Source organism: Paenibacillus timonensis (genome assembly GCF_022427145.1).
GTDB classification, from domain to species: Bacteria; Bacillota; Bacilli; order Paenibacillales; family Paenibacillaceae; genus Fontibacillus; species Fontibacillus timonensis.
This window is the reverse complement of the sequence record NZ_JAKSXN010000034.1, coordinates 32894-45393: the sequence shown is the minus strand read 5'-3', so window position 1 is coordinate 45393 and position 12500 is coordinate 32894. Positions and strand designations below refer to the sequence as shown.

Annotated in this window: 13 protein-coding genes; 11 read left to right on the top strand and 2 right to left on the bottom strand. The window is 53.3% G+C overall.

Translation table 11 applies throughout. From position 1 onward, the window contains the following. The first annotated feature begins 87 nt into the window (after positions 1-87). The 7 genes from lepA to dnaJ all read left to right on the top strand — a co-directional run bounded on the left by lepA (position 88) and on the right by dnaJ (position 9033). Positions 88-1905, top strand: a complete 1818-nt coding sequence (gene lepA, locus MJ257_RS14570; protein WP_240269915.1) for a translation elongation factor 4 — start codon at positions 88-90, stop codon at positions 1903-1905. A gap of 150 nt (positions 1906-2055) precedes the next feature. After that, positions 2056-3231: a radical SAM family heme chaperone HemW gene (gene hemW / locus MJ257_RS14565; RefSeq protein WP_240269929.1), complete on the top strand. Its 1176-nt coding sequence runs from the start codon at positions 2056-2058 to the stop codon at positions 3229-3231. Between the two features lie 175 nt (positions 3232-3406). Beyond that, positions 3407-3874: an N-acetyltransferase gene (locus MJ257_RS14560; RefSeq protein WP_240269914.1), complete on the top strand. Its 468-nt coding sequence runs from the start codon at positions 3407-3409 to the stop codon at positions 3872-3874. 106 nt (positions 3875-3980) lie between these two features. Continuing rightward, positions 3981-5006 carry a heat-inducible transcriptional repressor HrcA gene (hrcA, locus tag MJ257_RS14555; protein WP_240269913.1) on the top strand — a complete coding sequence of 342 codons (1026 nt, stop codon included), beginning with the start codon at positions 3981-3983 and terminating at the stop codon, positions 5004-5006. A 109-nt stretch (positions 5007-5115) separates the two neighbouring features. Beyond that, positions 5116-5691 carry a nucleotide exchange factor GrpE gene (gene grpE / locus MJ257_RS14550; protein WP_240269928.1) on the top strand — a complete coding sequence of 192 codons (576 nt, stop codon included), beginning with the start codon at positions 5116-5118 and terminating at the stop codon, positions 5689-5691. Between the two features lie 59 nt (positions 5692-5750). Continuing rightward, positions 5751-7592, top strand: a complete 1842-nt coding sequence (dnaK, locus tag MJ257_RS14545) for a molecular chaperone DnaK (RefSeq protein ID WP_240269912.1) — start codon at positions 5751-5753, stop codon at positions 7590-7592. Between the two features lie 319 nt (positions 7593-7911). Next, positions 7912-9033 (top strand): molecular chaperone DnaJ, encoded by a 1122-nt coding sequence (gene dnaJ / locus MJ257_RS14540; RefSeq protein WP_240269911.1) that lies wholly within the window; start codon positions 7912-7914, stop codon positions 9031-9033. Positions 9034-9117: 84 nt separating this feature from the next. Here dnaJ and MJ257_RS14535 read toward each other — a convergent pair whose 3' ends face one another. Together MJ257_RS14535 and MJ257_RS14530 are read right to left on the bottom strand one after the other, a co-directional pair. Further along, positions 9118-9402 (bottom strand): YxcD family protein, encoded by a 285-nt coding sequence (locus MJ257_RS14535; RefSeq protein WP_240269910.1) that lies wholly within the window; start codon positions 9400-9402, stop codon positions 9118-9120. A gap of 3 nt (positions 9403-9405) precedes the next feature. Further along, complete coding sequence (locus MJ257_RS14530; RefSeq protein WP_240269909.1) at positions 9406-9840, bottom strand: hypothetical protein; 435 nt, start codon at positions 9838-9840, stop codon at positions 9406-9408. Positions 9841-10046: 206 nt separating this feature from the next. On the opposite strand from MJ257_RS14530, the gene MJ257_RS14525 reads away from it, so the two are divergent. The 4 genes from MJ257_RS14525 (at position 10047) to MJ257_RS14510 (ending at position 12430) form a co-directional block, all read left to right on the top strand. Continuing rightward, positions 10047-10415: a hypothetical protein gene (locus MJ257_RS14525; RefSeq protein WP_240269908.1), complete on the top strand. Its 369-nt coding sequence runs from the start codon at positions 10047-10049 to the stop codon at positions 10413-10415. A gap of 65 nt (positions 10416-10480) precedes the next feature. Beyond that, entirely contained in the window at positions 10481-10660 is a 180-nt protein-coding gene (locus tag MJ257_RS14520; RefSeq protein ID WP_240269907.1) for a YfhD family protein, read from the top strand. A 111-nt stretch (positions 10661-10771) separates the two neighbouring features. Further along, positions 10772-11740 carry a 50S ribosomal protein L11 methyltransferase gene (prmA, locus tag MJ257_RS14515; RefSeq protein ID WP_240269906.1) on the top strand — a complete coding sequence of 323 codons (969 nt, stop codon included), beginning with the start codon at positions 10772-10774 and terminating at the stop codon, positions 11738-11740. Positions 11741-11746: 6 nt separating this feature from the next. Continuing rightward, a complete protein-coding gene (locus tag MJ257_RS14510) occupies positions 11747-12430 on the top strand; it encodes a site-2 protease family protein (protein ID WP_240269905.1) in 684 nt (227 codons plus the stop codon). Positions 12431-12500 lie beyond the last annotated feature (70 nt).

Genomic DNA, 12500 nt, shown 5'->3' with positions numbered 1-12500 from the left:
ATTTAACTCGTCGTGATTGCTGCTTGCCCCTGCAACTGATATAATAAATTGATTGTATGACTTCGATGATTTGTGGTGGGGGTAAGGATGACAGATATTAGGGCTAGACAAGCGAAAATTCGCAATTTCTGTATTATTGCACATATAGACCATGGCAAATCGACATTGGCCGACCGAATTCTGGAGTATACCGGGGCGCTGACTTCCCGGGAAATGCAGGAGCAGGTCCTTGACCAAATGGATTTGGAACGCGAACGTGGAATCACGATTAAACTACAGGCCGTCCGCTTAACCTATCGCGCCGACGATGGGGAGGAGTATTTGCTGAACCTCATCGATACGCCGGGACACGTCGACTTCACTTACGAGGTCTCCCGCAGTTTGGCCGCTTGCGAAGGCGCCCTTCTAGTGGTAGACGCCGCTCAGGGGATCGAGGCGCAAACGCTGGCCAACGTTTATCTGGCGCTCGATAACAACCTGGAAATTTTACCGGTCATTAACAAAATCGACTTGCCAAGCGCCGATCCCGATCGGGTGAAGCAGGAGATTGAGGATGTCATCGGCCTCGATGCCAGCGAAGCGGTGCACGCTTCCGCCAAAGCCGGGATCGGGATTAAGGAGATTCTGGAGCAGGTCGTACAGAAGGTGCCTGCACCAACGGGAGACCCGGATCAGCCGCTGAAGGCGCTGATTTTCGATTCGCATTATGACCCTTACAAGGGCGTTATCGTTTACGTGCGCGTCATTGACGGGCAGATTAAGGCTGGCTCGAAAATCAAAATGATGGCAACGGAAAAAACGTTTGAAGTTATCGAAGTGGGTGCCTTCAAACCGCGGATGACAATCGTGGACGAGCTGAATGTCGGCGATGTCGGCTTTATCGTTGCCGGGATCAAGACGGTCGGCGACACTCGCGTCGGGGATACCGTCACGGACGCGAAGCATCCGACACTTGAACCGCTGCCGGGTTATCGTAAGATTAATCCGATGGTCTATTGCGGCTTGTATCCGATCGAAACGTCGGATTACAACGATCTGCGTGAAGCGTTGGAGAAGCTGCAGTTGAACGACGCTTCGCTGAGCTTCGAACCGGAAACCTCAAGCGCGCTCGGCTTCGGTTTCCGTTGCGGCTTCCTGGGATTGTTGCACATGGACGTCATTCAGGAACGGATTGAGCGGGAATTCAACATTCCGCTGATTACGACGGCGCCAAGCGTTATTTACAAAGTAACGCTGACGAACGGCGAGACGATCTCCATCGACAACCCGTCCAACTATCCGGAGGTCGGCAAAATCGACTATGTCGAGGAGCCTTACGTCAAAGCGGCGATCATCGTACCCAATGATTATGTCGGAACCGTCATGGAACTCTGCCAAAGCAAACGCGGCGAGTTCGTGAATATGGAATACCTTGACACAACCCGTGTGACGATTACGTACCAGGTGCCATTGTCGGAGATTGTATACGACTTCTTCGATCAGTTGAAATCGAGCACGAAGGGTTACGCTTCCTTCGATTATGAGCTGTCGGGTTATCGTCAATCGAACCTTGTGAAGATGGACATCCTCCTGAACGGAGAGCAGGTCGACGCTTTGTCCTTTATCGTCCACCGCGAACGTGCTTACCACCGCGGCCGGATCATTTGCGAGAAGCTGCGTGAGCTGATCCCGCGCCAAATGTTTGAAGTGCCGATTCAGGCCTCGATCGGGCAGAAGGTCATCGCCCGCGAGACCGTTAAGGCGATGCGCAAGAACGTCCTTGCCAAATGTTACGGCGGTGATATCTCGCGGAAGCGCAAGCTGCTGGAGAAGCAGAAGGAAGGCAAGAAGCGGATGAAGCAGGTCGGCAACGTCGAGGTACCGCAGGAAGCGTTTATGGCCGTACTGAAAATCGACGACAATTAAGAAATGCAAATCGTTTGATGAAGGAAAGCCGTCAGGCTTTCCTTTCTACTATTATTCATGATAATTACGGAGGAGGGCATGACCATGAACCAAACGACAAACCGATCAGGGCAGGGAGTGCCGATCCATAACCCGGCGGCGGGCAGCGATATGACGCACCTCGAACCATCCATCGCACCGCAAGCTGTATATATCCATATCCCGTTTTGCACGAACAAGTGCTTTTATTGCGATTTCAATTCCTACGTCCTGAAGGATCAGCCGGTGATGGACTATTTGCGCGCCTTGGACCGAGAAATGGAACGGACGGTTCAGCAGACCCCACCGGGTGAAATCCGCAGTATCTTTGTAGGCGGGGGCACGCCAACTGTACTCAATCCGCAAGAAATGGAGTTCTTCCTGGCATCGGTCAGACGCCATTTCCCCCATTGGTCCAGTGATATTGAATTTACGATGGAAGCCAACCCGGGAACGACAGATCGGGACAAAATGACGGTCATGAAAGACGGCGGCGTGAATCGGGTCAGCTTCGGCGTGCAGGCGTTCCAGAACGAACTGCTCAGCGGCATCGGCCGGATTCATAATACGGAAGATGTTTACCGGAGTCTGGAAAATGCCCGGGCGGTCGGCCTCGATAATCTGTCCATCGACTTGATGTTCGGGCTGCCAAACCAGACGGTCGATATGTTGGACTATAGCGTTTCACGAGCATTGGAGCTCGGGCTGCCGCATTATTCGATCTATAGCCTCAAGGTCGAAGAGAACACGCTGTTCCATACGCTGTATCACAAAAATCAGCTTCCGCTCCCCAGTGAAGAGGAGGAGCTGAATATGTATCTCCTGCTGATGGAACGGATGGAGCAGGCCGGGTACAAACAGTACGAGATTAGCAACTTTGCGAAACCCAGCTTTGCCAGCCGGCATAATATTACTTATTGGAAGAACGAGGATTATTACGGCCTGGGTGCCGGCGCTCACGGTTATGTTGGCCGCAAGCGTCACGTCAATATCAAGGGTGTGAATCCTTACGTTGAAGCGGCGAAAGCAGGCCTTCCTCGCTTGGAGCAGTTTGGCGTGTCCCGGGAAGAGGCGATGGAGGATTTCGTGATGGTAGGCCTTCGCATGTTGGACGGCATCCGCAAGGCGGACTTCCGCAAGCAATTTGACGAAGAGCTGGATGACGTGTTTGCCCGGCCGCTCAACAAGATGCTTAGCGCCGGTTTGCTGGAGACCCATGAGGATGGAGAAGGCTACCGGTTAAGCAAGCAAGGCGTATTGTTCGGAAACGAGGTATTTGCCGAGTTTATCGGTGTTTTAACCGTATAGCAACCGATGAATCAAGCAGCTTGCACTTCATTTATGAAGTAGCTAAGCTGCTTTTTTGCGTTCCGCTGAATATACCTTGAACGTGACATGGCGGTGAAACATTTTCCTTGAAGTTTTATACCGTATAATGTATATTTATTCATATTATTGATTTGTGATCGAGGGGGAAAACAGCATGCCAGCGGTTGCCGTGTGCAGACAGGCGAACATAGCGGACGTCGAGCCGTTATATAACATGATTGAGGGGTATGCCCGTCGGGGGATTATGCTGCCGCGTTCGCGGGCGGTGCTGGAGCGCCAAATCAAGGATTTCGTCGTCGCGGAAGTGGATGGCGAGGTCGTCGGCTGCGGATCGCTGTGCAAGCTGGGGGAGGAATTGGTTGAAATTCGTTCGCTTGGGATCGCCGAAGGCCACAAGGGCAAAGGGTTGGGCTCCATGCTCGTCGGTCAGCTGGTGGAAGAGGCGCGGAGACAAGCGATTCCCAAAGTAATGGCGCTCACGTATGAGGTTTCCTTTTTCGTCAAAAACGGGTTTGCGGTCGTCGATAAAGAGATCTTTCCGGAGAAAGTATGGACCGACTGCGTCAATTGCGCGAAGCAGCATTGCTGCGACGAAATCGCCGTTCTCAAGATACTGGACTGACTTGACAATCGTCAGGTCGGTTTGGTATTTTTGTATTAGTGATTAGCACTCTACGACATTGAGTGCTAACGATTCGAAAAATCGAGCAAACTCAGGAGGGATTGCCATGTTGACGGAACGCCAAAGAATGATTTTGACAGCTATTGTGGACGACTATATTCGCTCGGCGGAGCCTGTGGGATCCCGAAGCATTTCGAAACGGGGCGATGTCGGGTACAGCCCGGCGACGATCCGAAATGAAATGGCCGATTTGGAGGAGCTTGGTTTTTTGGAGCAGCCGCATACGTCGGCGGGGCGGATTCCTTCCAATAAAGGCTATCGCTACTATGTGGATCACCTGACACCGCTGAATTTGCTAACCAACGATGAATTGACGACGTTAAAAGCGTTTTTCGCCGAGAAGCTGAACGCAACCGAACAAGTGATTCAACATGCCGGGACGATTCTATCCCAAATGACCAACTACACTTCCATCCTGCTGGGTCCGGAAGTTTTTCATACGTCTTTGCGCCATTTTCAGCTATTGCCGCTGAACGAGACGACGGCGGTGGCCATCGTCGTGACGAATACGGGGCAAGTGGAGAATAAGACGGTGACCGTTCCGGCCGGCTTGTCCGTTTCGGATATGGAGCAGGTGGTCAACCTGTTGAACCGCAGGCTCGCGGGCGTGCCGATATACAAGCTGAAGTCTGCCTTGTACAACGAAATTGGCCGGGAGATGCAGCGGCATATCGAGCATTTCGAAGAGCTGATGAAGGTGTTGGATCAAGCGCTCGACGCTGGCTCGGAGGGGCAACGCCTCTTCTTGAGCGGGGCGACGAACATGCTGACGCAGCCGGAGTTCCGCGATGTCGACAAGGTGAAGAGCATTCTGGATTTGCTGGAACAGACGCCAACCTTGACGAAGATGATCTCCTCGGCCGCCGGTTCCGGGATTCAAGTGCGCATCGGTACCGAGAACGGTCATGAAGCCTTCGCCAATTGCAGTCTTATCACGGCGACTTATCAATTGGAAGGCGAAGCGGTTGGAACGATAGGCATTTTGGGACCGACACGGATGGAGTACGCCCGGGTTATCCGAATTTTGGAGATATTGTCCAGGGATTTGAGCAAATTCCTGACCCGGATGTAATAACATGCATGAACGATTCGTCTAGCTGCATGTTAAGGAGGCGAGCATCTTGAAGGAATCACAGCCGATTCAAGACAACATCAATCCTAATGTAGAGGAAGAAACGAACATGAACGATAACATGCAAGAGGACTTGCAACAAACGCAGGAACCGGAAACGAGGCAGGAAGAAATCGTCGAGGAACCCCAGGGCGCTGCAGAAGAGATAGCTGAATCCGGGAACGATGCCGGAGCTTCCGCCGAACTGGAGAAGCTGCGTGCGGAGAGCGAGGAGTACCAGCAGCGGCTGCTAAGAACGCAGGCCGATTTCGATAATTTCCGGCGCCGTACGGTCAAAGAGAAGGAAGAACTGGGAAAATACGCTTCCGCCAAGTTGATTACCGAGCTGTTGCCGGTCATCGATAACTTTGAACGGGCTCTCAGCTCGGCTGGGGAGAGCACGGACGCTTCTTCCTACACGAAGGGCGTAGAAATGATTTTCCGCCAGCTGGAAGGCGTGCTTAAGGCAGAAGGGCTGACGCCGATGGAAGCGGAAGGTCAGCCGTTTAATCCGGAGTTCCACCAGGCGATTATGCAGGTGGAATCCGATGAGCATGAAGAGGGCGTCGTCGTTGAAGTCGTGCAGAAGGGTTATCTTTTGAAGGATAAGGTGCTGCGCCCGGCGATGGTCAAAGTTAGCGGCTAATTTCTCTGGCCAGCTTTGGGATCTTAGATGATTTAACCTATTAAGGAGGACATAACGTAATGAGCAAAGTAATCGGTATTGACTTAGGAACAACCAACTCCTGCGTAGCAGTTATGGAGGGCGGCGAAGCGGTCGTCATCCCGAACCCCGAAGGGGCGCGTACGACTCCATCCGTCGTAGGCTTTAAGAAAGATGGCGAACGGATCGTCGGGGAAACGGCGAAACGTCAAGCGATCACCAATCCGGACCGGACGATCATTTCGATCAAACGGCATATGGGGACCAACCATAAAGAATCGATCGACGGCAAGGAATTTACGCCGCAGGAAATTTCCGCGATCATTTTGCAGAAACTGAAAGCCGACGCGGAAGCGTACCTGGGCCAACCGGTCACGCAAGCGGTGATCACGGTTCCGGCTTATTTTAACGATAGCCAACGTCAAGCAACCAAAGACGCCGGTAAGATCGCGGGTCTGGATGTGCTGCGGATCGTCAACGAACCAACGGCGGCTGCCCTGGCTTACGGTCTGGAAAAAGCCGAAGATCAAACGATTCTGGTCTATGACCTCGGCGGCGGGACGTTCGACGTTTCGATCCTCGAGCTGGGCGACGGGTTCTTCGAAGTGAAAGCGACCAGCGGGGACAACCATCTCGGCGGCGACGACTTCGACCAGAAGATCATCGATTACCTGGTGGCTGAATTCAAGAAAGATCAAGGGATTGATTTGAGCAAGGATAAAGCGGCCGTGCAACGTTTGAAGGATGCTGCCGAGAAAGCGAAAAAGGAATTGTCCGGCGTGCTGACCACGACGATCTCCTTGCCGTTCATCACCGTAGTGGACGGCGTGCCTCAGCACCTTGAGGTCAACCTTACCCGCGCGAAATTCGAAGAATTGACCGCGGATCTCGTAGAGCGTACGCTCGGCCCGACTCGCCGTGCGCTTAGCGATGCTGGCTTAACGCCGGCGGATATCGACCGCATCGTTCTTGTCGGCGGATCCACGCGGATTCCGGCCGTGCAAGAAGCCATCAAGAAACTGACCGGTAAAGAACCGCACAAAGGCGTAAACCCGGACGAAGTCGTTGCGCTTGGCGCAGCGGTGCAAGCGGGCGTGCTGACAGGCGACGTCAAAGACGTCGTATTGCTCGACGTGACTCCGCTTTCCCTGGGGATCGAAACCGCCGGCGGCGTATTTACGAAGATGATTGAACGGAATACAACGATTCCGACCAGCAAATCGCAAATTTTCTCCACCTATGCCGATAATCAGCCAAGCGTAGAGATCCACGTGCTGCAAGGTGAACGGGAGATGGCGGCCGGCAACAAAACGCTGGGACGCTTTATGTTGGGCGACATTCCGTTGGCTCCGCGCGGCGTACCGCAAATCGAAGTCACCTTCGACATCGACGCGAACGGGATCGTGAACGTGTCCGCAACGGACAAAGGAACCGGCAAAAGTCAAAAAATCACGATCACTTCTTCCAGCGGCTTGAGCGACGAGGAAGTCGAGCGGATGATGAAGGACGCCGAGCTGCATGCGGAAGAAGACAAGAAACGCAAAGAGCTGGTTGAAGCGAAGAACAACGGCGACCAATTGATCTACAGCGTTGACAAGACGTTGAAAGAGCTGGGCGACAAAGTCGACGCATCCGAAACCGACAAAGCGAACGCGGTCAAGGAAGAGCTGAAGAAAGCGCTGGAAAGCGACGATCTGGAGCAAATCAAAGCGGCTTCGGAGAAATTGACCGAAATCGTTCAGCAATTGTCCGTGAAGCTGTATGAGCAGGCTTCGCAGGCGGCGGGAGCGGAAGGCGCAGCCGATGCTGCCGGCGGCCAAACCCGCGATAACGTCGTGGACGCCGACTATGAAGTGGTTGACGAAGACAAGAAACAAAGCTAAGATGACTCACAGAGCAGTAGAGTCTTGGGAATAGACTTTGGCAACCGGGAAGGTCAAAGTGCGGGAGGCTTCCGCGCTTTGACTTTCCTTTTGCCGTGATCATAAGATGACTATTTGTCGGGTTTTGAGCACCGAGAAGGTTGGATGAAGCTGGGACTGAGTAGCGGAGCGTACATAGGGGTACGTGAGCAACTGAAATGTTTCCGTGGGAAACATGCTTCGGAAGCATACGCTTTGGCTCGGCTGAATTCAAGATTCGATGTCGAATCAGCTTCTCGATTTGCTTCGTGATCAAAAGACGATAGACGGGGGTGGAAGAATGGCAGAAAAACGCGATTACTACGAGGTGCTGGGCCTCGGTAAAAACGCATCCGACGAAGAAATCAAAAAAGCTTACCGCAAGCTGGCCCGGCAATATCACCCGGACGTCAATAAAGCGGAGGATGCGGAAGCGAAATTCAAGGAAGTAAAGGAAGCTTATGACGTTCTGAGCGATTCGGCGAAACGCTCGCGTTATGACCAATACGGCCATGTCGATCCGAATCAGGGAATGGGCGGCGGTTTCTCCGGCGGGGATTTCGGCGGTTTCGGAGATATCTTCGACATGTTCTTCGGCGGCGGTGGCGGACGGCGTGACCCTAACGCTCCGCAGCGCGGCAACGATTTGCAATATACGATGACGATCGAATTCAAGGAAGCGGTGTTCGGCAAGGAAACGGATATCACGATTCCGCGTACGGAAAACTGCGACACTTGCTTTGGGACTGGGGCCAAACCCGGAACGAAGCCGGTCACCTGCTCCGTGTGCCACGGCACAGGGCAACAGGAGGTTGTGCAGAACACGCCGTTTGGCCGAATGGTCAACCGGCGGGCTTGCAGCAACTGCGGCGGCAAAGGGCAAATCATCAAGGAGAAATGTCCGACCTGCGCCGGCAGCGGCAAGGTGAAGAAGCAGCGCAAAATTCATGTCCGCATTCCGGCAGGGGTGGACGATGGGGCGCAGCTGCGGATGACCGGCGAAGGCGAAGGCGGATTGCGTGGCGGTCCTGCCGGTGACCTCTACATCGTCATCCGCGTGAAATCGCATGATTTCTTCGACCGCGAAGGCGACGATATCTATTGCGAAGTACCGTTGACGTTCGCCCAAGCCGCGCTCGGAGATGAAATTGAAATTCCGACGCTAACGGAGAAAGTGAAGCTGAAAATTCCGGCCGGAACGCAAACCGGGACCTACTTCCGCTTAAAAGGAAAAGGGGTTCCGCGCCTGCGCGGGATCGGCCAAGGGGACCAGCATGTCAAAGTGGTTGTCGTCACCCCAAGCAAGCTGAGCGACGAGCAGAAGGAACTGTTGCGCCAATTTGCTTCTCTGGACGGCGAACAGACGCACGAACATGAGCAATCGTTTTTTGACCGTATGAAACGGGCATTTCGCGGGGATTGATTGATCCCCGATAAAAAAAGCGCGAGCCGAGGAATCATCCTGGCTCGCGCTTCTTTTTTACTTATGGGATGCAGTCCGCGGAGATTAACCGTTCGTCTGAATCTCCGCGAGAATTTCTTCCTCCAGCATAAGCCGGATATCCTCGCGGAACACCCGCATCCCGTATTCCCGGTGAACGTACACCATGATCGCTTCCATGATGTTCGATTCGACGATATACCGGCTGCGGCCGTTGACCCAAACTTCTCCGGTATATCCGGTATCCTCATCCCAGCTGAGCTCCACCGTCACATCGGTGGGACGAACGCCCGTCCGCTCGGCGGTATGCAGGCAAATCGCGTTTATGATTTCGTCCATCCCGAGGATCATGGTTTAATACCGGCCTCCGCCGCGGTAATCATCGTGGCTCGGCCGCTTTTTGAATCGGCGATACAAGGCCATGACCGCGAGAATAATGACATAAATGGCCAACAGGTTAACGGCTAAACCCAGCAAATTGCCGAAGAAGCCCATATTCCCAAACAAGCCGCCGAATAGCAGGCCGGCAAATCCGCCGATCATCATCCCGCGCATAAAGCTGCCGCCGCTAAAAAATCCCCGGTTCGTCGTCGGGGTACCTGTCGTAGCTCCCGTTCGATTCCCCGTCGTATTCTGGTATTCGCTTTGCGCCGGTTTCTTCGGAGCAGGCTTGTAGGTGCGAGGGCCGGATTTAAAACCTCCGCCGCGTCTCGCGTCGGCAAAATCAGGGGCGGTGAAGGTGAAAAATACGGTAAAGGCCATCATGAGAAGCATCACTCTTTTTAACATGTTGCTTGAACCCCTCCTATGCAAGTAAGTATGTTCTGTTCCCTCGCAAGTAATACGGACAACCCCTGCCGGACGTTTCAAATTTAAAATACAGCGCCCCGGAGCAAAGTTTGCATAAAGCGAAGCCCAAGATTACATCCTACGACATAATGGGCTGTGAAGGGTACAGCTTCATTGAAGCGTAAAACGAAAGGCAGGGAGGAAGAATGGCTGAAAAGAACATTTTGGCCTATTTCAAAAGCCCGGAGGAAGCCGAAGGGGTCGCCCGTAAGTTAAGCGCGCTGCGGGTTGCGGATATGTCGATCGACCGTTTCAGCCGTTATGCGGGCGAGGGATACGATCCGATGAACCCGGTTACGGGAAGCATATCCAGCCTGGCGGCCATGACCCAGGATGCGGCAATCACGAACCGTTCAGCGGGGATTCTGGCGGCGGCAGATCCGGCAGCCAGCGGACTCAGCCACGGGGGACAAGGCGGGCCGACCGGCCATGATATCTTGCTGACCGCCGTCGTCGACGAATCGATTCACCATCAGGCGCTGCGTATTATTGAAGAAGCAGGCGGCATGATTTAGCGATGAAGGACGATCCAGAATCTTACCGATACTGGAGATCAAACCTGAAGGAGATGAGCATGGAGATGAGTCAAAGCCAGGAGGACCGGCGAACGAAGCGGATTTCGGCCAACGGAAAAAATCTGCCGATCGGACATAATAACGACGTGGAGTTTTCTGAGGATCTGGCCGATCAAGAGGATTGGGAAGCGTTGGAACGCAGCGAACGGGCGGATGCTCGCCAGCAGGGACAATTTAAGTTGTAACGCCATGGCAGGCGGGGGAACCTTAACGGGGTCCCCTGTTTTGTTTTGTCACGTTCTTTATTCTATAGTACAATAAAACTTATGCATGTAAGTCAAGGAGGAAATCATACGATGATTTGGAAGGAAATAACTATACATACGACGGAGGAAGCGGTGGAGATGGTTTCCAATTTCCTGCATGAAGCAGGTGCAGGCGGTGTAACCATCGAAGAGCACGTCGATAACGATAAACCTCGGGATACTTCGCTTGGGCAATGGTTTGAAATTCCGCCCAATGATATTCCTGAAGGGGAAGCCAAAATCAGCGGTTATTTTCCGGAGGGTCTGAATATCGATGAAGTGATTGCCGAAGTCCGGACGCGCATCGAGGAGCTCAAGGGCTACGATATCGACCCGGGGAATGCCGACATTACCGTCCGGGACGTAAGCGAAGACGACTGGGCCAATAACTGGAAGCAATACTTTAAGCCGCTGCGGGTGTCGGAGAAGCTGACGATTAAACCGACATGGGAGGAATATCAACCTCAATCTCCGGAGGAGCAAATCATCGAGCTGGATCCCGGAATGGCGTTTGGAACGGGCACGCATCCGACGACGTCATTATGCTTGAGAACCCTCGAGAGCATTATCCGCGAAGGGGACGAAGTCATCGACGTTGGCACCGGTTCGGGGATCCTGGCCATCGGCGCCTGCCGGCTTGGCGCTTCCAAGGTGCTGGCTCTGGATCTGGATCCGGTAGCCGTGTCCAGCGCAACGGAGAACACGCGCCTGAACGGCCTGGAGAACCAGATCCAGGTAGTGGAAAGCGATCTGCTGTCCGTCCTTAAAGGCGAAGGCAGTACCAACGTTCAGGTCAAGCTGCCCGTGCGGGTCGTCGTGGCCAATATTTTGGCGGAGATCATTTTGCTGTTTATCGAGGATGTTTACCAAGCACTAGCGTCCGGCGGTTATTATATCGCATCGGGCATTTATAAGAACAAAGAACAAGCCGTACAAGAAGCGCTGATAGCCGCGGGTTTCGAACTGGAACGGACGGCCCGGGATGAAGATTGGGTCGCTTTTGTGGCTAGAAAGAGGTAACTTTGCATGGATTTTTTGAACCGAATTTTGATTTACCCGTTGGATCAGCTTCCCTTTTATTTGATCACGTTGGTGATCGCGTTTACCTTGCATGAATTTTCGCACGCTTATTTTGCCAATAAATTTGGGGATCCGACCGCCAAACTGCTTGGCCGCGTGACGCTAAATCCAGCGGTACACTTCGATTTGCTGGGCATCATCCTCTTGATGATCGCCGGCTTCGGCTGGGCCCGGCCGGTACCGGTCAATCGCGACAACTTCAGCAAACCGCGCCTGATGGGCGTGATCGTATCGGCAGCGGGACCGCTCAGCAACTTGTTACTGGGCGTTCTCGGAACCTTGGTTTACGTGATGCTGGCCCAGTTTGGCGTTTTGGACTCCATTACGAACGAGAAGTTGTTTCAAGCCGTACTGATCTTTTTTAATCTGTTTACCATCATGAACTTCTTCCTATTCTTATTTAACCTGATTCCTTTGCCGCCGCTCGACGGCTATCGGATCCTGGAGGATGTCGTGCCGCGTCGCATGTTGGGCAAGCTGCAGCAATACGAGCAGTGGTCGGTGCTGATTTTTCTGGTGATCCTGATCGTCCCGGGAATGCAGCGGTATACGATCACGCCGTTGTATAACGCGGCCGAGGCGATCTATTTCCAGTTCGCCCATCTTTTCCTGGCGATGTTCGGTGCATAAGGCCGGAAGTAGGACTGGAAACGGGGTTTCAAAAGTTGTATGATGTAGTTTGGTGATTTTGAACCTTGAT